The sequence below is a fragment of the Pedobacter yonginensis genome (assembly GCF_003173595.1).
In the GTDB taxonomy this organism is placed as follows: domain Bacteria; phylum Bacteroidota; class Bacteroidia; order Sphingobacteriales; family Sphingobacteriaceae; genus Pedobacter; species Pedobacter yonginense.
Map to the genome: position 1 here is coordinate 229,967 of NZ_QGNZ01000003.1, position 25,076 is coordinate 255,042.

Here is a 25,076-nt window from a genome sequence, read left to right on the forward strand (position 1 = left end):
CATTGAAAAAATAGTCATCCCGACGATCAATTAAATATTAAAATGAATGACGATGCAGATCATCAAAAGTATTCAAAGTAGAATTTATGAAATTCGGGGTGAGCGAGTGATGTTGGATTTTGATTTGGCTTCACTTTATGAAGTGGAGACAAGAATTTTGAATCAGGCAGTAAAACGCAATATACAGCGCTTCCCTGATGATTTTATGTTTCAACTCACCAACGAGGAACTTCAAAGTGCAAGGATAGAAATTAACAAGCGAGATATGTCGTCACAATTTGTGATGACATATTCATCCAGAAGACCGACTTCTGCTTTGCCCTTTGCTTTTACAGAGCAAGGTGTTGCTATGCTAAGCGGGGTTTTAAGAAGCGAAAAGGCAATTAATATGAATATTGCCATTATGAGGGCTTTTGTTGATGTGAGGAAAATATTGCTGAGACAAAACAATATGAACGAGCAGCTTTTAGAAATTAAAGAGCGACTTGGAGAACACGATGTTCAACTAAATGAATTATATGATGCAATGGACAATCTCTTAGACGAGAAAATTGCACAATTGAAGTGGAAAGACAGAGAAAAAATTGGGTTTAAAATTTAAGAAATAATAGAACCGTAAAAATATAATTATGGAAGCTGCACAAGATACAGTACAACAAACCGGGGCACAGGCAGAAACCTCGAAAAAATTATTTAAAGGAACAGGCTCGCAGGTTTTGTTGAATGGATTAATTGAAGAAGGCGTAACCACAATTTTTGGCTATCCGGGGGGTGCAATCATGCCCATTTATGATGCACTTTACGATTACGCAGATAAACTTGAGCATATTTTGGTTCGCCATGAGCAAGGCGGCATTCATGCGGCTCAGGGTTTTGCCAGAGCAAGCGGTAAAGTTGGTGTTTGCTTTGCAACCAGTGGCCCAGGCGCAACAAACTTAGTTACAGGCTTAGCTGATGCTCAGATAGATAGCACACCTCTAGTTTGTATTACTGGACAGGTTTTCGCTCATTTGTTAGGTACCGATGCCTTCCAAGAAACGGATGTAATTAACATTACAACACCTGTTACCAAATGGAATTATCAAGTTACAGATGCCAACGAAATTCAAGAGGTTTTAGCAAAGGCATTTTACATCGCTAAAAGCGGACGACCAGGGCCAGTTTTGATTGACATTACTAAAAACGCTCAAATACAAATTGAAGAATTCCCTGAATATGTAAAGTGTAATCATATTCGCAGTTACCGCCCTAAACCAAAAATTAGAGTAGAATACATCGAACAAGCAGCACAGCTTATTAACGCTGCCAAAAAACCATTTGTATTGTTTGGCCAAGGGGTTATTTTAGGAAAGGCAGAAGAAGAATTTAAGGCATTTATCGATAAAAGTGGAATCCCTTCTGCCTGGACAATTATGGGCGAAGGCGCCATCCCAACATCACACCCACTAAATGTAGGTATGTTAGGCATGCATGGCAATTACGGCCCTAATGTTTTAACCAACGAGGCCGATGTAATTATAGCCATTGGAATGCGTTTCGATGACCGTGTAACAGGTCGCTTAGATAAATATGCTAAGCAAGCTAAAATTGTACACTTGGACATAGACCCAGCAGAAATTGATAAAAACGTTAAAGCAGATGTTGGTGTTTGGGGCGACTGCAAAGAGACCCTTCCATTGCTAACCAATTTGGTTAACGAAAACAAACATAATGAATGGTTAGCCGTTTTTAGAGATTATAACCAACAAGAAATAGATCAGGTTATTAATAAAGAGCTTTATCCAGAGGGTGATGAAATTACCATGGGCGAAGTGTTGCGCAACCTTAATGACATTTGTGGTGGAGAAGCGGTAATTGTTACAGATGTTGGTCAACACCAAATGGTGGCTTGCCGTTATGCAAAATTTAACAATACCAGAAGCAACATTACCTCTGGCGGACTGGGCACCATGGGATTTGGATTACCTGCAGCCATTGGCGCTAAATACGGTGCACCAGATAAAACTGTTATTGCCATTATTGGCGATGGTGGTTTTCAAATGACTCCCCAAGAATTGGGCACGATTATGCAATACGGTGCTGAAGTTAAAATATTGATCTTGAATAACCGGTTTTTAGGCATGGTGCGCCAGTGGCAACAACTGTTTAACGATAAACGCTACTCTTTTGTAAACATCACCAGTCCTGATTTTGTAGCCCTAGCTAAAGCCTACTACATTGAGGCGCAAATGGTTAAAGAACGCGAGAAATTGAGAACAGCTTTAGAAACCATGATTAACCATAAAGGCTCTTACCTTTTGGAAGTAATGGTGGGTAGGGAAAACAATGTGTTCCCTATGGTTCCGCAGGGAATGAGCGTAAGTGAGATTAGACTAAAATAAGAGGAATAAATTTAGCGCAATCGTTAATTAAAGGGAGTGAGCAGAACGCAGTGACTTAACAAAATGCAGGCTTACCCACCGCAAATAACGATAAGAGATAAAAAATTATCATGAGTACCGAAGACAAAATAAAATATACAGAAGATACGCTTGACTTGGATGGAAAGCAGGAATATACCATTACTGTATATGCCGAAAATCGTATTGGGTTGTTGAACAGGATTGCGATTATTTTTTCAAAACGAAAAATCAACATCGAAAGTTTAAACAGTTCTGCCTCAGAAATTGACGGAATTCACCGCTTTAACATTGTGATTCACGAGGGTTATGAAGTGGTTAGGAAACTCGCCCGCCAAATTGAAAAGCAAATTGAAGTATTGAAAGTTTACTTTAATACCAATGACGAAATTATTTGGCAGGAATTGGCATTATACAAAGTATCTACTGATGAAATTGCTGAAAAAGTAACCGTAGAGAGATTGTTAAGGCAATATGGTGCAAGTGCCGTTGTGATTCGTAAAGATTATACTGTTTTCGCGGTAACAGGCCACAGAGAGGAAACAGATGCCCTAGTGAAAGCCCTCGAGCCTTACGAATTGATTGAATTTGTACGTTCTGCAAGGGTGGCAATTATTAAAGACAGTGCAGGTTTCCATGAAAAGCTAAAGGAATTTGAAGCGATTGAGCCAGGAGAGGAATTGGTGGAAAACGAATTTTTAGAAAAGGGCGGCAAAATATTCACCATGTAAGGGTTTGAAGCTCATAAAAGCATAAGCAAGATGAACGAAGTATTTGAGTTTATAATTAACTCACGCAAAGCATTTATTCAATTAATTGACGGATTAACCCTCCGACAGTTGAATGAAATTCCAGATGGCTATAACAATAACATCATTTGGAACTTTGGACACATTGTAGTGAGCACCCAAACACTTTGTTATGTGCGTACTGCTATTTTAGCCGATACCAGCACTGTAAAATTTAATGATTTTTACAGAAAAGATACTCGCCCTACTTACACGGTTACCGAGCAAGAAGTGGCAGAATTAAAAACACTGGCCTTGGAAAGTATTGCAAAAATTAAGGATGATTATGCCAATGGTGTGTTTTCGGACATTGTTCCTTTTGCAACTTCTACTTATGGGGTAGAAATGAAAAGCATTGAGGAAATACTCATTACCACCATAGGGCATGATAATTTGCATTACGGATATGCTTGGGCTTTGAAAAAAGTGGTTAAATAAGATGGTAAGCGGTGTTATGGGCGTGGAATTGTTTTTTGAAACACCTCATTTACAGCCCTAAACCCGATTGAAGTGAAATACTTTTTGAAGCCAGGGCGATAAAGCTTAGCACGCTTCCCGCCCCTTTGAAATGGCGGGAATGGGCTGCACAACGGCAAACAAAAAGATTGAAGTGAAAAGCGGGACTGTCATAACCGAAAAGCGCAGAACCATGCTTTTCAAACAAAATAGATTGGTGATATAAGCCAGAAAATATGTTTTGCGATGGTACGTAACAAGGATAAAACAAGTAAATAATAATAATTAAATAAATTGATTTAAGGCGGGAAAATCCTGTAATCCTTAAATCCCGATATTAGAAATTAACCAATAAAACGATGTCAAATTATTTTAACACATTACCTCTTAGAGAAAAATTAAACCAATTGGGTGTTTGCGATTTCATGGACAGTTCTGAATTTTTAGACGGTGTTAGCGCTTTGAAAGGTAAAAAATTAGTAGTTGTAGGTTGTGGCGCACAAGGCTTAAACCAAGGTTTAAATTTAAGAGATAGTGGTTTAGATGTAAGCTACACTTTGCGTAAAGAAGCTATTGATAGCAAACGCGATTCGTGGAAAAATGCCACTGAAAATAATTTCAAAGTTGGTACGTATGAAGAATTAATACCAAGTGCTGATGTGGTGATTAACCTTACGCCTGATAAACAACATACTTCGGTAGTAAATGCGATTATGCCTTTGATGAAAGAAGGAGCTACTTTATTGTACTCGCATGGTTTTAATATTGTGGAAGAAGGAATGCAAATTCGCAAAGACTTAACTGTGATCATGGTTGCACCAAAATGCCCAGGTAGTGAGGTTAGAGCCGAATATGTGCGTGGGTTTGGTGTACCAACTTTAATTGCTGTTCACCCAGAAAACGACCCTCAAGGCAAAGGCTTGGCGCAGGCAAAAGCATATTGTGTGGGTACAGGCGGTCATAGAGCAGGTGTTTTAAAATCATCGTTCGTGGCAGAGGTTAAATCGGATTTAATGGGCGAGCAAACCATTCTATGTGGATTGTTGCAAACTGGTTCCATCCTATCGTTTGATAAAATGGTAGAGAAAGGGATTGACGCAGGTTATGCTTCGAAACTGGTACAATATGGTGTTGAGGTAATTACTGAAGCTTTGAAGCAAGGCGGTATTACTGCAATGTTGGATAGACTAAGCAACCCAGCAAAAATTAAAGCTTTCGAGATCTCAGAAGAATTGAAAGACATTATGCGCCCTTTGTTCCAAAAACATCAGGATGATATTATGAGCGGCGAATTTAGCCGCACGATGATGGAAGATTGGGCCAATGGTGATAAAAACTTATTAAAATGGAGAGCTGAAACAGGCGAAACGGCTTTCGAAAAAACACCTGCTGGTGATGTTAAAATTGGTGAGCAAGAGTATTTTGATAATTACTTATTAATGGTTGCCTTTGTTCGTGCTGGGGTGGAGTTGGCTTTCGAAACGATGGTACAAGCTGGTATTAAACCAGAATCGGCTTATTACGAATCGTTACATGAAACCCCGCTAATTGCAAATACCATTGCGCGTAAAAAACTTTTCGAAATGAACCGCGTAATTTCTGATACTGCTGAATACGGTTGTTATTTGTTTGACCAAGCATGTAAACCGCTATTGGCAGATTTTATGAAAAAAGTAGATACCGATTTAGTGGGTAAAAACTTTAACGAGGGTAAAGACGGTGCTGTTGACAACCGCAAATTAATTGAAGTTAATGAGGCCATTCGCAGTCACCAAGTAGAACAAATTGGTGCTACATTACGTAAAGCAATGACTGCCATGAAAGCCATCAAAACTGCCTAATGTTAATGCCCTACAGGGGCTTTTAAAAATAAAGAACCAAACCTCTTAGGTTTTTCTTAAATCTAAGAGGTTTAAAAATAAATTAACAAAATGCCGAAAACGTTAGTAGAAAAAATTTGGGATGCACATGTTGTAAAAAGTGAAGAAGGTTTTCCTGATATTTTATACATTGATACACACCTCATTCACGAAGTAACTTCTCCGCAGGCTTTTGATGGTTTGCGTAAAAGAGGCTTACCCGTTTTACGCCCCAAGCAAACGGTAGCTACTGCCGATCATAATGTGCCCACCTTAAACCAATTGTTGCCAATTAAAGAGGAGCTGTCCCGTTACCAGGTGGATATGTTGACTAAAAACTGTGCTGAATTTGGAATTGAGCTTTACGGGCTAGGACATCCTTTTCAAGGCATTGTGCATGTAATTGGGCCAGAATTGGGCATTACTTTACCGGGCAAAACAATGGTTTGTGGCGATAGCCATACCTCTACCCATGGTGCCTTCGGCGCAATTGCCTTTGGTATCGGGACCTCGCAAGTAGAGCAGGTTTTTGCAACGCAATGTTTATTGCAATCGAAGCCTAAAACCATGAAAATCGAGGTAAATGGCAAACTTGGAAAAGGTGTAGGTGCTAAAGACATCATTTTATACATCATATCTCAAATTTCTGCAGCTGGTGGAACTGGTTATTTTATCGAATATGCAGGTACAGCCATAGAGGCCCTTAGTATGGAGGCTCGGATGACCATTTGTAATATGAGCATCGAAATGGGCGCAAGAGGGGGGTTAATTGCTCCAGATCAAACTACATTCGATTACATTAAAGGTAGAGAATTTGCCCCAACAGGCGAAGCATGGGATAAAGCTTTGGCGTATTGGCAAACTTTATATAGCGATTTGGATGCAAAATTCGATAGTGTTTTAACTTTTGATGCGGCAGATATTGCGCCAATGATTACCTACGGAACCAATCCAGGCATGGGAATGGGCATACAAGAGCATATTCCATCAACACAGGCACAGCCAGAGAAAGAAAAACTTTCCTATCAAAAGGCCTTGGACTACATGGGTTTTGACGATGATGCATCTTTAATTGGTAAAACGGTTGATTATGTTTTCATTGGAAGTTGTACCAACTCTCGTATCGAGGACTTGCGTGAGGTAGCCGAGTTTGTGAAAGATAAACGCAAAGCGGATAACGTTACAGTTTGGATTGTTCCCGGTTCGAAGCAAGTTGAACAACAAGCTAAAAACGAAGGGCTAGACAAAATTTTTGAAGCGGCAGGTTTTCAACTGCGCGAACCAGGTTGCAGTGCTTGTTTAGGAATGAATGAAGATAAAATACCCGCTGGAAAATATTGTGTATCTACCTCAAATAGAAATTTTGAAGGTAGGCAAGGGCAAAATGCTCGAACCTTGTTGGCAAGTCCGTTAACAGCAGCAGCAGCTGCGGTAACAGGCAAAATTACCGATGTGAGGGAGTTTTTAGTCGAAAACTAAGAGTAAAAGAGCATAATGCCTTGAAAATAACCAATGGGCTAATTAAGTGCCCTAGCCGGTAAAAAAATAAAGCATTTAAAATGATTTTAGAAGTGGCCACATTAAATGTAAAAGCTGGTTTATCTGCTGATTTTGAAGCGGCTTTTAGTCAAGCTGAAAAAATTATTTCCAATATGGAAGGTTACGTATCGCACCAGCTAAAGAGATGCATAGAAGAAGATGATAAATATATTTTACTGGTAAACTGGGAGACACTAGAGGCGCACACAATCGGATTTAGAGGTTCGGTAGAATATGAAGGGTGGAAAAAATTACTCCACCACTTTTATGAGCCCTTTCCAATTGTTGAACATTATGCCGAATTAAACTAAAGAAATAAAAACTAAGATCCCTTTTCAAGTCTTAGATGGTAAAAGTTAAATAAAAGGTTATGCCGGAAATAGTTTGGGATGCAACATTATACGATAAGCAACATCGTTTTGTATCTGATTACGGAGCTGATATTTTGCAATGGTTAGCACCAAAGGCAGATGAATATATTTTAGATGTAGGTTGCGGAACCGGTCAACTGGCTGCACAAATTGCAAAAAGTGGGGCGATTGTTTTAGGTACCGATGCATCAACAGATATGGTTAATCATGCAAAAGCAGCTTACCCTGATTTAAACTTTGAAGTGGTTGATGGGACACAGCTCCCCTATCAGGAAAACTTCGATGCCATTTTTAGTAATGCAACCTTTCATTGGATTGAAAACCAAGATGCATTAGCTAAGAGCTTGTTTAAAAGCTTAAAACCAGGCGGAAGATTGGTTGCCGAATTTGGCGGAAAAGGAAACGTTAAAAGTATAACAGATGCCATTCAAACGGCTGCCCACCAGTTGGAACTTACCGATAAGGTAGTGACGAATTTTTGGTTTTTCCCATCGATAAGCGTTTACAGTACACTATTGGAGGAGCAAGGTTTCGAAGTTGAACAAGTTTGGTTGTTCGATAGGCCCACAACGTTATTGGGTGAAGAGGGCATGTATGTATGGATTAACCAATTTGCCCAACATGCATTCAAAAATTTGAACCACGAAGAAGCTGAATCGATTAAAAATTTAGCCGTAGAAATTCTGAAACCCAATTACTACATCAACGGAGAATGGGTGGCAGATTACAGAAGATTACGAGTGAAAGCTTGGAAAAGAGCCTAAAACAATATAAAAATATGCGAAGATACAAGTCCTATTAGCCTCAAATTGATACCACAGTTAATATCGAGATGATATATTTGATACTGATGACTTGATACTTACCTGATACTGATTTCTTGATACTGAATACTTGATACCTACTGCTTGATACTGATTTCTTGATACTGAATACTTGATACTATTAAAATGAAAAAATTCACAAAACTAACCTCGGCTGTAGTGCCTTTAAATATAGAGAATATAGATACCGACCAGATTATCCCTGCAAGGTTTTTGAAGGCGACTACTCGTGAAGGATTTGGCGAAAATTTGTTCCGCGATTGGCGTTACGAAAATGATCAGCAACCAAAAGCTGATTTCGTTTTAAACGACCCAACTTACAGCGGGCAGATTTTAGTGGCCGGAAAAAACTTTGGTTGCGGTAGTAGCCGCGAACATGCAGCCTGGGCCATTCAAGATGCAGGCTTTGATGTGGTAATCAGTAGTTTTTTCGCCGATATATTTAAAGGAAATGCATTGAATAATGGTTTACTCCCTATCCAAGTGAGTGAAGAATTTTTGGCCCAAATTTTCAAAGCAGTAGAAAACAACCCTAAAGCTACCCTAGAGGTTGACTTGGAAAACCAAGCCGTAACCATTTCAGAAACAGCCACTAAGGAAACATTTGAGATTAATCCTTATAAAAAATCCTGTTTAATAAATGGCTATGATGATATCGATTTTATTTTAGCCCAAAAAGAATTAATAGAAGAATTCGAACAAAGTAAATAATGTCGCAACCGGTCGTCCATATTACAAACTTAAATTTGAAATACCAGCAAAAGCCGGTGTTAACAGATTTGAATTGGACAATAAATCGTGGCGAAAATTGGGTATTGGGTGGTAAAAGCGGAAGTGGAAAAACATCATTAGCCAAAGTGATGGTTAGATTACAAAACGCAATTGGCGAAGTAAACATAAACTTCAATCCCAATAGCACATTACCAAAACAGGCATTATTTGTAGAAAGTTGGTATCAATTTAAAAATTTAGAAGGCGTAGCAAACTTTTACTATCAACAACGCTATACCAGTCAACAAGCAAAAGATACCTTAACGGTGCATGCAGAATTGGTAGGCTATGGCAAAGAGAATAGCCTTCATTTTGATGATGTTGAGCCCATTTTAGAAGCTTTAAACTTTGCAACCTTTGCAAGTTCGCAATTAATTGAGCTATCAAGCGGAGAGCATAAAAAGCTACAATTGGTTAAAGCCTTATGGTTAAAACCTCAATTATTAATTATTGATCAACCCTATACTGGCTTAGATGCCGGATCTCGAAAAAACTTAAATACGCTATTAGAAGAGAAATCCGCCGAAGGCGTTCAATTGATATTGATTTGTAACGATGCTGAATTGCCATCATGCCTAAACCGATTTGCAGAAATCAGGGACGGTAAACTAATTGAAGTTGATTCCATCGCTACTGTTGAATCTACATACAACAGTCAAAGGCAAATTCCGGATTTCTTGAAAGATTCGCCGGTTTATGCATCCAATAGCCTAGTAAAAATGGTTAATGTAAACATCAGCTATGGCGATAAACAGGTTTTAAAGAACATCAATTGGGATGTTAAGGCTGGCGAAAAGTGGTTGCTGCAAGGCCATAACGGCTCAGGAAAATCAACATTATTAAGCCTAGTGAACGGAGATCACCCACAATCTTATGCCAACGAACTTTATCTCTTTGGCAGCAAAAGAGGAAGTGGTGAAAGCATTTGGGACATTAAGCAACACATCGGTTTAATCTCGCCAGAGTTTCATTGGTACTTCGATGCTAATTCAACCGTTTGGCAAAGCATTGCATCGGGTTTTTATAATACCGTTGGATTGTTTCAGCAATTGCCATACACCAAAAGTACACAGGTTGATGAATTGGTAGAATATTTTGGATTAACCGAAAGCAAAAATGAGTTATTAAGCACGCTTCCACTCGGTAAACAAAGATTGGTTTTATTGGCACGAACGATTATTAAAAATCCAGAATTGTTAATTCTAGATGAACCATGCCAAGGTTTAGATGGACAGCAAACACAATATTTTAATCAACTAGTTGATGAACTGTGTAGTAATGGCATGACCTTAATTTATGTTGGTCACTTTGAATCGCAGCTGCCAACTTGCTTAGAGAAAAGATTATTATTAGAAAAGGGCGAAGTAAAATCAGTCGAAAATATAAATTTAGAAATACTAAACTGACGTAAAATAGCCACCGAAATACAGAACACACAGCATTCTAAGCTTCTGTGAATTCCGAGCTTCCGTGGCAAAAAAAATAGTGATAGCATAAGAAGTCAACAATGAAGAAGAACATTTTAGTAATACCTGGAGACGGTATCGGACCTGAAGTAACCACATGGGGTAAAGCAGCATTAGAAAAAATCGCCGAAATCTTCGGCCATGAATTTGTTTTTGATGAAGCTTTGATGGGACACGCAGCTATAGAAGTTACTGGCAATCCGCTACCTGACGAAACTTTGGAAAAAGCCAGAAAAAGTGACGCCATCCTCTTCGGAGCCATCGGACACGCAAAATATGATAACGACCCAAGTTTAAAAGTAAGACCAGAACAGGGCTTGTTAAAAATCCGTAAAGAACTCGGTTTGTTTGCAAATCTCCGTCCGATATTACTGTTTGATGAACTTCTTCAAGCCTCGAGCATTAAGCCAGAAATTTTAAGGGGAACCGACATTTTATTCTTCCGTGAACTAACTGGAGATGTTTATTTTGGCGAAAAAATACGATCAGATGATAGAAATACCGCTTCCGATTTGATGATTTACCATCGATACGAAGTAGAACGTATTGCGCATAAAGCGTTCCAAGCGGCTCAACAACGCAGCAAAAGATTATGCTCTGTTGATAAGGCAAATGTTTTGGAAAGCTCTCGCTTATGGCGCGAAACCGTCCAGGAAATTGCGAAACAATACCCTGATGTAGAAACAGAACACATGTTTATTGATAATGCAGCAATGCAACTCATTAAAAATCCGAAGAAATTTGATGTGGTGTTAACCGCCAATTTATTTGGAGATATCCTAACAGATGAGGCTTCTCAAATTGCTGGTTCAATGGGTATGTTGGCATCAGCATCGGTTGGGGAAAGCACAGGTTTCTTTGAGCCCATTCATGGTTCTGCGCACGACATCACCGGTAAGGATCTAGCCAATCCCCTCGCTTCCATCCTATCCGCAGCGCTAATGCTCGAAATTGGGTTCGGACTGAAAGACGAAGCTAAATTATTGGTTGATACCATTGATGATGTTTTGAAAGAAGGTTTTAGAACAAATGATATTGCCGATCAAACCACCAACCGATTCAAAGTTTTAGGCACAGCCGAAATGGGCAAATTGGTACTTAAATTTTTATCTCAAAAAATAAACACAACAACCCAAGCATAATGATACACGATCCGAATAAAGTATATATTTTCGATACCACCTTACGCGATGGTGAGCAGGTTCCGGGCTGCCAGTTAGATACAAACCAAAAAATTGAAATTGCAAAAGCACTTGAATTACTTGGTGTAGATGTAATTGAAGCGGGTTTCCCAATCTCTAGTCCTGGGGATTTCCAAAGCGTGGTAGAATTATCGAAAGCCATAAAAAACCCAACCATTTGCGCCTTAACACGTGCAATTAAAGGAGATATTGATGTAGCCGCAGAATCTTTGCAGTACGCAAAATATCCACGCATCCATACCGGAATTGGAGCATCTGATATGCACATTCAATACAAATTTAACAGTACCAGAGAAAAGATTTTAGAAAGAGCAGTTGAAGCAGTTAAATATGCCAAGAAATTTGTTGAGGATGTTGAATTTTATGCAGAAGATGCCGGAAGGGCAGACAACGCATTTTTAGCACAGATGATTGAAGCGGTAATTGCAGCAGGGGCTACTGTCGTTAATATTCCAGATACAAATGGTTACTGCTTGCCAGACCAGTATGGTGCAAAAATTCTCTATTTAAAAGAAAACGTTAAAAATATCCATCAGGCAATTATTTCTGTGCATTGCCACAACGATTTAGGTGTAGCCACTGCGAACAGCATTTCAGGGGTGTTAAATGGTGCCCGCCAAATTGAGTGTACCATTAACGGAATTGGCGAGAGAGCTGGAAATACCGCTTTAGAGGAAGTTTCCATGATTTTAAAAACACACAGTTTAGGTTTACACACTGGTATTAACAGTAAGCATTTTACAGAAATTAGTGGAATGGTAAGCCGAATGATGCACATGCCAGTACAACCAAACAAAGCCATTGTGGGTAAAAATGCTTTTGCGCATAGCTCTGGTATTCACCAAGATGGATTTTTAAAACACCGTGAAAACTACGAAATTATAAATCCTGAAGATGTTGGACTAAACAGTGCCGATATTATTCTTACCGCAAGAAGTGGCCGCCATGCCTTAAAACACCATTTAGAGCGTTTAGATTACGATATCGAAAAAATTAACATCGATGATGTTTACGAACGTTTCTTGGTTTTGGCCGATGAGAAAAAAGACATTACTGATGACGATTTGCTTTTTTTAATGAGCGATGGCGAGGTTGAATCTTATAAAAATGGCTACAAATTAAACTTGCTTCAGGTGGTGTGTGGCGATCAGGAAAAACCTACTGCCACCATTAAATTGCAATACGAAGGGGTGGTAAAAGAAGCCAAAGCGGGAGGAAATGGCCCGGTTGACGCAACCATAAATGCTATTGTAAGTATCATTGATAAAGACATTACACTTAAAGAATTTACCATACAAGCCATGCACGGCGGAAGTGATGATGTGAGCAAAGTGAACATGAAAGTAGATTACGAAGGAAAATCGTTTGTAGGTTTTGGCTTCAGCACGGATATTGTTAAAGCATCGGCAAACGCATATTTAGATGCCATTAATAAATTTTTGTAAACATAGCTGAACACCAAGCTCAAGGTTTTAAAGCAATAAGAAAACAAATCGCCAGCTTTAAGGAAAGGTTGGCTTTTTGTAATTTTGAAACACTGTTGTACGTTTTTTAAACCCGATTGAAATGGGCATGAAGCGCAGCGGAATAAAATGAAAAGCGGGACGACCGGAACCGAAAAGCACTGGTATTGCTTTTCAAACAAAAAAATTGACACGAAATAATGAATAATACAATAAAGAATACTTTTGATTTTGAAGGCGCATTGAAAACCTTGGAAGGTGTTGTAAAACGTACACCGCTCGAATTTAATGAGGGTTTATCATTAAAATACAATGCGAATATTTATCTTAAAAGAGAAGATTTGCAAATTGTACGTTCTTATAAATTGCGTGGAGCCTATAATAAAATTAGCACATTAAACCCTGATGCCTTAAAAAATGGCATTGTATGTGCCAGTGCGGGCAATCATGCCCAAGGGGTTGCCTATTCTTGCAAAAAATTAAACATCAAAGGCGTAATATTTATGCCCGAAATTACCCCCAAGCAAAAAATTAAACAGGTAAATATGTTTGGTGGGAACAACATTGAAATCGTGTTGGTTGGCGACACCTTTGATGATTGTTTAAAAGAAGCTTTGATTTATTGCGAGGAAAAATCATCAACATTTATTCCGCCCTTTGATGATGATAAAATTATTGAGGGGCAAGCAACCGTTGCGATGGAAATTTTTGAAGATTTACCTGAGTTAGATGCCATTATTGTACCTGTTGGTGGTGGCGGTTTAGCCGCTGGCGTAAGTTCTTATTTGCAAACGGTAAAACCATCAGTAAAAATTTTCGGGGTTGAGCCAATGGGTGCACCTTCGTTAAGCGAAGCCCTAAAAAATGGTGGCCCAGTAACCGTTGAAAACATAGAAAGGTTTGTTGATGGTGCAGCTGTAAAAAGAATGGGCTGGATTACCTACAAATATTGCAAGGAGCTTTTAAGTTCTACCTACTTAATTCCTGAAGGGCAAATTTGCACAACCATTTTAAAGCTTTATAACGAAGATGCAATTGTTGTAGAACCCGCTGGCGCGCTATCGGTTGCCGCATTAGAGCAGGTGAAAGATCAAATTGTTGGCCAAAATGTGGTGTGTGTGGTTAGTGGCGGAAATAACGACATTGAGCGCATGCAGGAAATAAAGGAAAAATCTTTGTTGTTTGAAGGTTTAAAACATTACTTTATAGTGCGCTTTCCGCAAAGACCAGGGGCTTTAAAACTTTTTGTAAATGAGGTTTTAGGGCCGCAGGATGATATTACACGTTTTGAATTTATTAAAAAAACCAATAAAGAGAATGGCCCTGCCTTGGTGGGGATCGAGCTGAGCAACAGAGAGGATTACTCGAGTTTATTACAAAGAATGAAAGATTTCAAATTCGAAATTATAGAACTGAATCAAGATCAAACTTTATTTGAATATTTGGTTTAATGGGATTTACATTGAGAAGTTGATGGGAGTTTAATACCCAAGAGGAATAACTGAATTACTTGGTTAATTGCTTGGCTATTAGCGCAAAAAGTCTTCCCGATGAGGATTAAAAATATCAATCAGCAAACCATCTTCTAAACATACCACGCCATGAAATACCATGGTAGGCGCGAAGAAAACATCACCTTTATTTAGTATTTTCTTATCCTCGCCCATGGTAACTTCAAAACTGCCTTCAGCAACGTAGCTCATTTGTAAATGCGGGTGGTTATGTACAGCGCCAATAGCATCTTTCTCAAACGCTACCTTAACTAACATTAAGTGATCATCGTAGGCGATAATTTTGCGTTTAACGCCATCGGATATGTACTCCCAATCTATTTCCTGATCATTAATTAGGGTTTTGTTGCTTAAGTCTTTAAAGTTCATTTTGTAATTGTGTTAGATTCGATTCTCAGATATGTAAACACCGAATATAGTACACCTCAGTGTATTTTCCAGCTGGCTTCAAAATAATGTACTTTTTTAAATTTGACAAGGAAAACACGGAATACACAGAAGAATATTAATAATTTACGACTACGCTTGTTGTTATTAGGTGCTCTTAGGTGTCTTAGATGGTTTAATTTTCACTTTTGCATTGCCACGGAAGCACGGAATACACAGAAGAATATTATTGATTTACGACTACACGTGCTGTTCTTAGGTGCTCTTAGGTATCTTAGGTGGTTTATATTTTAACTTTTGAGTTGCCACGGAAGCACGGAATACACAGAAGAATATTATTGATTTACGACTACACGTGCTGTTCTTAGGTGCTCTTAGGTATCTTAGGTGGTTTATATTTTAACTTTTGAGTTGCCACGGAAGCACGGAATACACAGAAGAATATTAACGACTGACGACTACGCGTGCTGTTCTTAGGTGCTCTTAGGTATCTTAGGTGGTTTATATTTTAACTTTTGAGTTGCCACGGAAGCACGGAATACACAGAAGAATATTAACGACTGACGACTACGCGTGCTGTTCTTAGGTGCTCTTAGGTATCTTAGGTGGTTTATCGGTATCTTAGGTGGTTTATATTTTAACTTTTGAGTTGCCACGGAAGCACGGAATACACAGAAGAATATTAACGACTGACGACTACGCGTGCTGTTCTTAGGTGCTCTTAGGTATCTTAGGTGGTTTAATTTTAACTTTTGCATTGCCACGGAAGCACGGAATACACAGAAGAATATTATTGATTTACGACTACGCTTGCTGTTCCTAGGTGCTCTTAGGTATCTTAGGTGGTTTATATTTTAACTTTTGCATTGCCACGGAAGCTCGGAATACACAGAAGAATATTATTGATTTACGACTACGCGTGCTGTTCTTAGGTGCTCTTAGGTATCTTAGGTGGTTTATATTTGTAACTTTTGAATTGCCACGGAAGCTCGGAATACACAGAAGAATATTATTGATTTACGACTACGCTTACTGTTCTTAGGTGCTCGTAGGTATCTTAGGTGGTTTATATTTTTAACTCTTGAATTGCCCCGGAGGCACGGAATACACATAAGAATATTATTGATTTACGACTACGCTTGCCGTTCTTAGGTGCTCTTAGGTGTCTTAGATGGTTTAATTTTAACTTTTGAGTTGCCACGGAAGCTCGGAATACACAGAAGAATATTATTGATTAACGACTACGCTTGCTGTTCTTAGGTGCTCTTAGGTATCTTAGGTGGTTTATATTTTTAACTTTTGAATTGCCACGGAAGCACGGAATACACAGAAGAATATTATTGATTTACGATTACGCTTGTTGTTCTTAGGTGCTCTTAGGTATCTTAGGTGGTTTATATTTGTAACTTTTGAATTGCCACGGAAGCACGGAATACACAGAGGAATATTATTGATTTACGACTACGCTTGCTGTTCTTAGGTGCTCTTAGGTGCTCTTAGGTATCTTAGATGGTTTAATTTTAACTTTTGAATTGCCACGGAAGCACGGAATACACAGAAGAATATTAACGACTGACGACTACGCTTACTGTTCTTAGGTGCTCTTAGGTATCTTAGGTGGCTTATATTTTTAACTTTTGAATTGCCACGGAAATACAGAATCTACTTAGCGGCAAAACCCATCCATATTTAATCAAACGTAAACCTCACATTCTTATATCCCAATCCCTCAATAATCGGTTTTAAAACCGTAGTTGCATTGGTTTTGGTTTGGGTTAAAATGCTCGATTTCTTTACTTCGGCGCTTACTTGCCTTTCGGCGGCTTTGTACGCCTCATCAACTAATCCCGCTTCGCGGAAGAATGCCATCTTCGTATCGTAAACCCGGGAATTTTTATGGTCAATTTTAACGTAACAAATTTCTGGTTGTGGCAAATTTACTACAGCTGTATCCGCATCAATGTTTATATCCTCACGACTAATTTTTGTAAGATCGATACAACCCACTGCTTCTGCTTTAACAATTAGCAAAACACTTGCCTCAGGCAAAAAATCAGTTTTACTTTTGTGCTCTAAAACATCGCTAATTTGGTACCGAACAAGCTCTAATTTACCTATAGCCTCAATCTTTTCAACCAAAAGCTGATGTTTACTTTCTACAGAAGTATTAATGCTAAACTTTTTCGAGATAAATAAATAGCCTGCAACAACTAAAATAATCCAGGGTAAGATTCTAAAAATGATTCTCATATTGAGGGAATTAATTCAAATTTCAATATTGTGTATTCTAATTTAAACAAATATCAATCCATCTTGTGTTTATCAGAATTTTTGGCAGTTGTTTTGTATATGCAAACTATACACACAAATAAACACCAAATAACATGAAAAAGTTAACTATTTTAATGCTTTGCATTGCCACACTAGGTTTGGCATCGTGCAAAAAAGATACTATCGTTCAAAGTGCACAGAACATTGTTGTTGTTAGAGATGTAACCCCCAACCAATGGGTTTTAAGTACCAACGGACAAACCTACTCTGCTGATTTAGCGATTTCTGCTATTGATGCTTACCATGTTGATAACGAAGGTACATTGGTTTACATTTCTTATAACAATGGCGCCAGTTACATTCAATTGCCATTTGTTTACAACGTAGATGCTTACAGCTATGAGGTTTACCCTGGTGGATTATCTATCGACATTCAGAGTTCTGACTTGCAAAATAGAGCGCCAATCAGACCTACATCTTCTGTAAGAATTAAAGTTGTACTTATTGCTACAGATTAAATCGTCCCACCTCTAAAAAATTCTAAAAAACGACTGATGTTCACCGAACGGAGTCGTTTTTTTATTGCTCCCACATTAGAAAATCTCGAACATAAATAGGTTTGATTCCTCGGTAGCTATTTCCATTAAATTCGCTATTTGTAGTTACATATTTGGGGTAATTATCAGCAGCCTGTAGCAGGTTCCCGAATTCGCGTTTAATTGTTGTTTCCCCTTCAAGCTTTAAGGCTACTCGATACAGTTATGAAAAAGTTATAACTATACTTATAACCTTTATAACAAATTTGATTTTATATAATTACAATTAAAACTCTAAGAAGCGATTGATGTTCAACTGAACGGAGTCATTCTTTTTATGTACCCCCCTATTGAGTTGCAGGGCCCTTACACTCACGCCATTTCTTTCGAGCAACAATTCATCGTAAAACCCTTTGTAATAAACATCCTTAACCTCATAGCGCCTGCTGTTCCAGCTATTGCTCATTTCTGCCCATTCGGGATAAAAAACCACAAACTCCTTGTAGGTTTTAAGTCCGAGTTTTTCTGCTTCTAATCTAGGCAGCACAACGGCATTGCCTAAAATCTGTGCGGTGTACACATGCTTTGGGTTTTGATAAATATCTGCGGGCTTACCCGTTTGAAGAAGAATCCCGTTCCTGATAATCAATAGTTGATCTGCCAAGAATAAACCATCTGCCGGATCGTGAGAAACCAAGATTACGGTAACACCTGTTTCTGAAGCTACACGTTTAATATCTGCTCGTAGCTGGTTTTTTAACAAGGCATCTACCTGACTAAATGGTTCATCTAAAAGCAAAACTTTGGTATCAGCAACCATGGCTTTGGCAATCGCGACACGTTGTTGCTCACCTCCGCTTAGCTCGATAATCTTCTTGTTCTGAAGTGGAAGGATCCTCAAATGCTCCATAATGGCCAAAGTTTTTTCGGCTTTGGTTTTTAGGTCGGTATTGGAATGTTGCGATGCGATGTTATCATAAACCTTGGCATAGATGTTTAATGAAAAATCTTGGGTAACCATTTTCATTTGCTTATGCCCTGGTATGAGTTGTTCGTCTGGCCCTTTTACCTTTTCGTTCTCGAAATAGATTTCGCCATCATCTGTTTTTAATAATCCATAAATCGATTTCAATAAGGTAGATTTTCCACTTCCACTCTCGCCAATAATGGCAACAACATCTCCCCTATTGATTTCAAAACTGATATTTTTAACGCCTCCAGCCTGTTCTGACTGGTACTGCTTAGTTAATTTTTTTACACTGATTATGGTATCGCTCACTTTGTAAATATAAAGGTAAATGACCAAAGGAGAAAGACCAAAGCGAAAAGACTAAAGCAAAAAGACCAAAGGTGAAAGGCTAAAGCAAAAAGACTAAAGGGGAAAGACCAAAGGTGAAAGGCTAAAGCAAAAAGACTAAAGGAGAGAGATCATCTATTGTAAAATCTATTTTATACGATTTATCAGAGTAGAACTTACAGAAGATTACGATTATAAAAAAGAATTAGCCAAAATGAGGGAAGGGAAATACCTAAAATTTAAAACTAATTTAAGTGATTTAACACAGAGCATCTTTTTAGAAACTTTTAAAAAAAAATCCTGTTCCGCCTAACCGAAACAGGATTTCATTTTATGTGTGTTGCTGTTTATTAATTTAAGCCAAAGGTTACACCGAAACTCATGTTTTTTAATCCGGCTTGTGCTGGCGTAGTAAACATATCGTTGAAATAGTATTTGGTAAACAAACCTAAACCGCCGTAACCAAACCTCAATGTTCCTCCGTAACGAACCGATTGGAAATGATAGCTATCGTATTGTTTTTCTTTTCCACGCTCTTCACTAATCTGTTTTACCTTTCCATTTAGCAAAAAGCTAACTTCAGGGCCTAAAATGAAGTAAAATCTGTTGCCTTTTTTAATTTCGCTCGTACGGAACTCAAAGTTTAATGGGATATGTACATAACTGCTTGAGAAACGGTTTTTAGAAAAGGCTACGTTTTCATTAACGTAGGTTAACGTTGGTTGATTTTTCTGAATGGTAATGTTGTCCCTCAAACGAATCAGTGTCCAATCGAAACCGCCTGCAACATAAATTTTAAAGTTAGAGTTGAAACGGTATCCAAATTGTAAAACATCAAAGGAGAATGTGCTGGTTTTACCACCTTTATAATCTAAAAATTCATTATTTGGGGAGAGGTTAAAATCGCCATTATCCACTAATCTAGAGAAACCCAAATCTACTCTGGTAAAAGTAATTCCTCCAACAAAACGACCCTTTTTTGCTGCATTAACCGCTGAATCAGTTTTTTTGCTTTCGCCACCGTTAAGAGTTACCGAAAATTTGATGTTTTTTTTCTTTTTAATTACTGTATCTTTTGCTGTAGTATCTTGTTGCGCAAAAGCACTTGGAGCCATAACACCGGCAAGCCCGCTTACCAAAAGTGTTGTAAAAATTAGATGTTTCATATTTGTGTGTGGTTTTGAATGAGTGAATGTTTGAATGATGGAATTATTGAATGAGTGAATGGTTTGAATTTTGATGGATTGAATGGTTTTTGTCTTAGCTTTTCAAATCCTAAAATTCTATTTATTTTTTATTCTTTTTACCAAATTTAAAAGGCCCAATATTTATAGATGAAAGTGAAGAGTCATCATCATCGGTACGAAATTGAATGAACTTATCCTTTCTTTTATCTACTTTATTTACAATTAGGTTTACCACATCGCCAACATTACGAATGGCTTTATTACTTTGGTCGTCATCACTAATTACATCTTCTGCCGGTGTTTCTACCATCGCAATTACCGTTGCGCTAGGCTGTTGAATGGCTTCTTCAATTTTTTTCTTAATAAGTTCTTGTTTAGGTTGTTCTACTTTTGCAATTGTGCTTTCCTGTTTTTGCATTTCAGGCGCAGTAAACATTTTTTTCTTTTCAAAAGGCTGAACATCGTTGCCCATTTTTGTTTTTACTACTGCTCCAGCTGGTTTTGCAGACGCCTTAATAACTGTAGCTACTTCTTCTGCGGGTACAACAACCGTTTTTGGTGCATCAATAGATGCTTTATTGTCGGTAATCGGTTGATTCTTTTTTGGTTCTATGTTATTTGCAAGTTGTTTTGGTTGGCTTTCTTGCTGTTGATAAACTAAAAAGCCCACGGTAGCCATTAACAAAACCGCAGCGGCTGATAACCAAAAAATTGGCAACATCCTTTTTTTCTTCGGCTCAATCTCGCTTTCAATACTGCTCCATAAATCTCTCGATGGTGCCACTTCTGCATCCGCAAAAGCATCTTTAAACAATTGATCAAAATCCTTATCCTGTATAGGTTGCATAACCAAATCCCTCCATTTTTATAATTTCTTCTTTTAAAATCGCCCTTGCTCTAGATAGTTGAGATTTACTTGCGCCTTCTGAAATACCAAGTGTTTCTCCAATTTCTTTGTGCGAATAACCTTCTATAACATACATATTGAAAACCATTCTGTATCCATCTGCTAGCTTTTGGATTACCTTCATTAAATCCTGCATACCCAGAGTTCCGAAATCAAAGCCGGTAGAGGGTTGCTCGTAGGCTTCATCAATTTCTACCACATTTAAACTGCGTAAATTTTTGCGGTAACTTTCTATCGCCGTGTTCACCATTACTCTTCTAATCCAACCTTCGAAAGAACCATCCCCTTTGTACATGTCGATTTTCTGAAAGACCTTAATGTAACCCATTTGCAAAATATCTTCAGCTTCCATCCTATCTTTTGCGTATCGCATACAAACGGCCAACATTTTTGATGCGGTTTGCTTGTAAAGCAGCTCTTGCATCTTTCGGTCGCCGGCTTTGCAGCCTTGCATCAAATCGTTTATGGTATAGCGTAGGGTCAATTTCATTGTGCGTTTGTATATAGAAGATGAGCGTTTACAAACAATGGTTGCATGGAGCGTTAAAAAAAGTTAAAATAAGTTGAGATAATTACTAAAACATTGATTTACAACAAGATAAAAAATACAAAAACACCAAAGAATGATAATTATTTCATCACCTATCGGCTATTTTCATTTAAAATCAACTTTTGGTGAATCCTTTTGTTAAAGATATATAATTTGATGTGATATGTCAGAAATCTTAATTATTAATGGGAGTGCTAGATTGAACGGCGATACACAAAAATTTTTAAGCAAACTTTTAGAAGGTATTGACCACACACAAATCAATTTAGTTGAACATTATTTCCTTCCTTACAATTACAATAATAGTTATCCGAACGAAGATCAGTTCGAAACATTTGGCAAAGAAATTCTCTACCACAAGCACATCATTTTTGCAACACCCGTTTATTGGTACTCGATGAGTGGACGGATGAAAACTTTGTTCGATCGCCTTACCGATTGGGTTACCCTCAATCAGGAAGTTGGAAGAAACCTAAAAGGCAAAACTATGAAATTGATTGCTGTTGGCACCGATGCAAGTTTACCAGATGGCTTTACAACTCCCTTTTACATGACTGCAAATTACTTAGAAATGAACTTTAAAGGCCATATTTACTTTAATGTTAATGAAACGATAAGGGAGGAAGAATTGGTAGAAATCAGGAAAACTTTCTTTAGTTTTATGGCAGAATAACCGCTCAAATTACACCTCATCATATTATGTTAAACACAAAAACAACAGCTTAATTAAAATGAATGTAGCAGAAGTATTTAAGAATAACGATCAATGGATCGCTGATAAGTTGGCGATAGATCCGGATTATTTTACAAATTTAGCCAAGGGGCAAAGTCCAGAATTTTTATATATCGGTTGCTCTGATAGCCGAGTGACCGCCGAAGATTTGATGGGCATTAAGCCTGGTGAGGCTTTTATTCACCGCAACATTGCTAACTTGGTTAACAATGTAGATTTAAATGTAATGACGGTTTTAAACTATGCCGTGCGTCATTTGAAAGTTAATCATATTGTTGTATGCGGCCACTATAATTGTGGGGGGGTTAAGGCAGCGATGCAACCAGCCGATATGGGCATTTTAAATCCTTGGCTCAGAAACATTCGCGATGTGTATCGCATCCACAAAAATGAACTTAGCCAAATAGAAGACGAGGCTGCGCGTTACGACAGATTGGTGGAATTAAATGTTCAAGAACAATGTGTGAACTTGCTTAAAACAGCTGCCGTTCAAGAAGCGATTACGCTACGTGGCCTAACGGTGCATGGTTGGGTATTTGATATTAGAACAGGGAAATTAATCGACCTAAAAATTGATTTTGATGGGATATTGAAGGACATTAAAGAGATTTATAATCTTTATTAGTCCGAGGTTGGTAGTCTGAGGACCATATTCGTACAAAAAGACCGATGTTTGAAGCAAGGGAATTTATCTTTTCCAACCTCCGACATCGGTCTTTTTTGATTTCAAAATAAAAGATTAATTATCTTCCCATCCAACCGCCATCCACAGTCAATATCGTTCCATGAACGTAATCACTTGCCGATGAGGCCAGGAAAAGTGTTGGTCCTTTAAAATCTTCCGGAGTTCCCCATCTTCCTGCTGGGATGCGGGCCAAAATAGAAGCACTTCTTTCTTGATCTTCTCTTAAGGCCGAAGTATTATCCGTAGCGATGTAGCCTGGCGCAATGGCGTTTACATTAACACCTTTTGATGCCCATTCATTAGCAAAAGCTTTTGTTAGAGAAGCAATTGCACCTTTACTTGCTGCGTAACCTGGTACAGTTATTCCACCCTGAAAAGAGAGAAGTGATGCCGTAAAAATTATTTTTCCTGCCCCCCTTCCAACCATATCTCTGCCAATTTCTCGCGTTAAAATAAAGGGTGCGGTTTGATTTACCTCAATTACTTCATCCCAATATTCGTCTGGATGTTCGGCAATGGGCTTGCGCAAAATGGTTCCTGCATTGTTTACCAAAATATCGATTACGGGATGCTCGGCTTTGACTTGTTTCGCAAAGGATAATGTGGCATTTCGGTTGCTAAAATCACATTGATAAGCATAAAACTTTCTGCCTAAGGCCAAAATTTCTTGCTCTACACGGCTATTTTGAAGTTCTAAACTGGCAGAAACGCCGATAATATCAGCTCCTGCTTCGGCTAATGCCAAAGCCATTGCCTTGCCAATCCCCCTTTTGCAACCTGTAACTAAGGCAGTTTTACCTGCTAAATCAAATATTTTTGACATTTTTTTTAAGTTGAATGATGATGGTATCGAAACTTTTGAATATTCTTCGACAAGCTCGGAATGATCAAAGCTAAAACCTGGAGTAATCTCGTATAAATTATTTCAATTCGGTAATCGCACAATGATCCATATCGCCGTAATCGAGATTTTCTCCTGCCATACCCCAAATAAAGGTGTAATTGCTGGTACCTGCGCCTGAATGGATAGACCAGTTTGGCGAAATTACGGCTTGGTCGTTCTGCATCCAAATGTGACGCGTTTCTTGCGGTTGTCCCATAAAATGACACACACTTTGTCCTTGCGGAACTTCGAAATAAAAGTAAGCTTCCATCCTTCTATCGTGCGTGTGTGCAGGCATGGTATTCCAGATACTGCCCGATTTTAATTCGGTCATGCCCATTTGCAATTGGCAGGTTGGTAAAACACTATTTACCAAGAGTTTATTAATTATCCGATGATTTGCAGTTTCTGGACTTCCTAGTTCTACAATTTCCGCATCAGCTTTGCTTACTTTTTTGGTTGGGTAGCTATGGTGGGCTGGGGCCGAGTTGATGTACAATTTAGTGGGTTCGTTTTGGTCGGCAGATTCAAATGAAACGGACTGCGTACCTTTGCCAATATACAATGCTTCTTTGTAAGCGAGTTCATATGCTACGCCATCAGCCGTAACGATGGCTGTACCGCCTACATTGATGATACCGAGCTCTCTTCTTTCTAAAAAATAATTTGCTTTTAAATCATCCGGATTTGGAAGCTCAAGCTTTTGGTTTACTGGCATTGCCCCTCCAACAATATAGCGATCAAAGTGAGATAAGGTTAGGTTTACTTGGTTCGGTTCAAACACATTTTCAATTAAGAAGTTTTCGCGCAAGCTGGCCGTATCCATGTGTTTAACTTCCTTTGGACTTTGAGCATACCGACTTTCGAAATGATTATTCATTATATTGGATTAGAGATGTAAAATATTTGGATAGATTATGATTTCAAATCAAACCTTTGCAAATATATTTATACCATCCTTAATTAGGGAATGAATCTTGAATTTTATACT

Annotated in this window: 24 protein-coding genes; 16 read left to right on the plus strand and 8 right to left on the minus strand. The window is 38.3% G+C overall.

Annotated elements, in window-relative coordinates; genetic code table 11:
* Positions 1-52 precede the first annotated feature (52 nt).
* The 13 genes from DHW03_RS12630 (at position 53) to ilvA (ending at position 14,589) form a co-directional block, all read left to right on the plus strand.
* A complete protein-coding gene (locus DHW03_RS12630; protein ID WP_109926213.1) occupies positions 53-601 on the plus strand; it encodes an ORF6N domain-containing protein in 549 nt (182 codons plus the stop codon).
* Positions 602-629: 28 nt separating this feature from the next.
* Positions 630-2,381 (plus strand): biosynthetic-type acetolactate synthase large subunit, encoded by a 1,752-nt coding sequence (gene ilvB / locus DHW03_RS12635; protein ID WP_109926214.1) that lies wholly within the window; start codon positions 630-632, stop codon positions 2,379-2,381.
* A 110-nt stretch (positions 2,382-2,491) separates the two neighbouring features.
* Positions 2,492-3,130: an acetolactate synthase small subunit gene (ilvN, locus tag DHW03_RS12640; RefSeq protein ID WP_109926215.1), complete on the plus strand. Its 639-nt coding sequence runs from the start codon at positions 2,492-2,494 to the stop codon at positions 3,128-3,130.
* Between the two features lie 30 nt (positions 3,131-3,160).
* The gene (locus DHW03_RS12645) at positions 3,161-3,625 is read left to right on the plus strand and encodes a DinB family protein (RefSeq protein ID WP_109926216.1); all 465 of its coding nucleotides are present in this window, start codon (positions 3,161-3,163) and stop codon (positions 3,623-3,625) included.
* Positions 3,626-4,002: 377 nt separating this feature from the next.
* Positions 4,003-5,484 carry a ketol-acid reductoisomerase gene (ilvC, locus tag DHW03_RS12650; RefSeq protein WP_109926217.1) on the plus strand — a complete coding sequence of 494 codons (1,482 nt, stop codon included), beginning with the start codon at positions 4,003-4,005 and terminating at the stop codon, positions 5,482-5,484.
* Between the two features lie 90 nt (positions 5,485-5,574).
* Positions 5,575-6,981: a 3-isopropylmalate dehydratase large subunit gene (gene leuC / locus DHW03_RS12655; RefSeq protein WP_109926218.1), complete on the plus strand. Its 1,407-nt coding sequence runs from the start codon at positions 5,575-5,577 to the stop codon at positions 6,979-6,981.
* 80 nt (positions 6,982-7,061) lie between these two features.
* The gene (locus tag DHW03_RS12660) at positions 7,062-7,352 is read left to right on the plus strand and encodes an antibiotic biosynthesis monooxygenase family protein (protein ID WP_109926219.1); all 291 of its coding nucleotides are present in this window, start codon (positions 7,062-7,064) and stop codon (positions 7,350-7,352) included.
* A 59-nt stretch (positions 7,353-7,411) separates the two neighbouring features.
* On the plus strand, positions 7,412-8,176 hold the full coding sequence (locus DHW03_RS12665; protein ID WP_109926220.1) for a class I SAM-dependent methyltransferase: 765 nt from the start codon (positions 7,412-7,414) through the stop codon (positions 8,174-8,176).
* A 186-nt stretch (positions 8,177-8,362) separates the two neighbouring features.
* Positions 8,363-8,947: a 3-isopropylmalate dehydratase small subunit gene (leuD, locus tag DHW03_RS12670; RefSeq protein WP_109926221.1), complete on the plus strand. Its 585-nt coding sequence runs from the start codon at positions 8,363-8,365 to the stop codon at positions 8,945-8,947.
* 35 nt (positions 8,948-8,982) lie between these two features.
* Positions 8,983-10,413, plus strand: a complete 1,431-nt coding sequence (locus tag DHW03_RS12675) for an ATP-binding cassette domain-containing protein (RefSeq protein ID WP_317046814.1) — start codon at positions 8,983-8,985, stop codon at positions 10,411-10,413.
* Positions 10,414-10,514: 101 nt separating this feature from the next.
* Positions 10,515-11,615 carry a 3-isopropylmalate dehydrogenase gene (gene leuB / locus DHW03_RS12680; RefSeq protein WP_109926223.1) on the plus strand — a complete coding sequence of 367 codons (1,101 nt, stop codon included), beginning with the start codon at positions 10,515-10,517 and terminating at the stop codon, positions 11,613-11,615.
* Positions 11,615-13,120, plus strand: coding sequence for a 2-isopropylmalate synthase (locus DHW03_RS12685; RefSeq protein ID WP_109926224.1), 1,506 nt, complete (start codon positions 11,615-11,617; stop codon positions 13,118-13,120). The genes leuB and DHW03_RS12685 overlap by 1 nt, the downstream gene beginning before the upstream one ends.
* A gap of 218 nt (positions 13,121-13,338) precedes the next feature.
* Positions 13,339-14,589 (plus strand): threonine ammonia-lyase IlvA, encoded by a 1,251-nt coding sequence (gene ilvA / locus DHW03_RS12690; RefSeq protein WP_109926225.1) that lies wholly within the window; start codon positions 13,339-13,341, stop codon positions 14,587-14,589.
* Between the two features lie 78 nt (positions 14,590-14,667).
* On the opposite strand, the gene DHW03_RS12695 is transcribed toward ilvA, so the two are convergent.
* Positions 14,668-15,018, minus strand: a complete 351-nt coding sequence (locus DHW03_RS12695; RefSeq protein WP_109926226.1) for a cupin domain-containing protein — start codon at positions 15,016-15,018, stop codon at positions 14,668-14,670.
* Positions 15,019-16,725: 1,707 nt separating this feature from the next.
* Positions 16,726-17,286 (minus strand): DUF4230 domain-containing protein, encoded by a 561-nt coding sequence (locus DHW03_RS12700; RefSeq protein ID WP_205941005.1) that lies wholly within the window; start codon positions 17,284-17,286, stop codon positions 16,726-16,728.
* A 134-nt stretch (positions 17,287-17,420) separates the two neighbouring features.
* On the opposite strand from DHW03_RS12700, the gene DHW03_RS12705 reads away from it, so the two are divergent.
* Positions 17,421-17,825 (plus strand): hypothetical protein, encoded by a 405-nt coding sequence (locus tag DHW03_RS12705; RefSeq protein WP_109926227.1) that lies wholly within the window; start codon positions 17,421-17,423, stop codon positions 17,823-17,825.
* 304 nt (positions 17,826-18,129) lie between these two features.
* Here the strand turns inward: DHW03_RS12705 and DHW03_RS12715 are convergent, their stop codons facing one another.
* The 4 genes from DHW03_RS12715 to DHW03_RS12730 all read right to left on the minus strand — a co-directional run bounded on the left by DHW03_RS12715 (position 18,130) and on the right by DHW03_RS12730 (position 21,724).
* On the minus strand, positions 18,130-19,122 hold the full coding sequence (locus DHW03_RS12715) for an ABC transporter ATP-binding protein (RefSeq protein WP_109926622.1): 993 nt from the start codon (positions 19,120-19,122) through the stop codon (positions 18,130-18,132).
* Between the two features lie 368 nt (positions 19,123-19,490).
* On the minus strand, positions 19,491-20,306 hold the full coding sequence (locus DHW03_RS12720; protein ID WP_109926228.1) for an outer membrane beta-barrel protein: 816 nt from the start codon (positions 20,304-20,306) through the stop codon (positions 19,491-19,493).
* 121 nt (positions 20,307-20,427) lie between these two features.
* Positions 20,428-21,174 carry a hypothetical protein gene (locus DHW03_RS12725; protein ID WP_109926229.1) on the minus strand — a complete coding sequence of 249 codons (747 nt, stop codon included), beginning with the start codon at positions 21,172-21,174 and terminating at the stop codon, positions 20,428-20,430.
* The gene (locus DHW03_RS12730; RefSeq protein WP_109926230.1) at positions 21,155-21,724 is read right to left on the minus strand and encodes an RNA polymerase sigma factor; all 570 of its coding nucleotides are present in this window, start codon (positions 21,722-21,724) and stop codon (positions 21,155-21,157) included. The genes DHW03_RS12725 and DHW03_RS12730 overlap by 20 nt, the downstream gene beginning before the upstream one ends.
* 223 nt (positions 21,725-21,947) lie before the next feature.
* Here DHW03_RS12730 and DHW03_RS12735 point away from each other — a divergent pair, with 223 nt between their 5' ends.
* A complete protein-coding gene (locus DHW03_RS12735) occupies positions 21,948-22,457 on the plus strand; it encodes a flavodoxin family protein (RefSeq protein WP_109926231.1) in 510 nt (169 codons plus the stop codon).
* A gap of 58 nt (positions 22,458-22,515) precedes the next feature.
* On the plus strand, positions 22,516-23,142 hold the full coding sequence (locus DHW03_RS12740) for a carbonic anhydrase (protein WP_109926232.1): 627 nt from the start codon (positions 22,516-22,518) through the stop codon (positions 23,140-23,142).
* 118 nt (positions 23,143-23,260) lie between these two features.
* On the opposite strand, the gene DHW03_RS12745 is transcribed toward DHW03_RS12740, so the two are convergent.
* On the minus strand, positions 23,261-24,025 hold the full coding sequence (locus DHW03_RS12745; RefSeq protein ID WP_109926233.1) for an SDR family NAD(P)-dependent oxidoreductase: 765 nt from the start codon (positions 24,023-24,025) through the stop codon (positions 23,261-23,263).
* 97 nt (positions 24,026-24,122) lie between these two features.
* A complete protein-coding gene (gene kduI / locus DHW03_RS12750) occupies positions 24,123-24,965 on the minus strand; it encodes a 5-dehydro-4-deoxy-D-glucuronate isomerase (protein ID WP_109926234.1) in 843 nt (280 codons plus the stop codon).
* Positions 24,966-25,076: the final 111 nt, after the last annotated feature.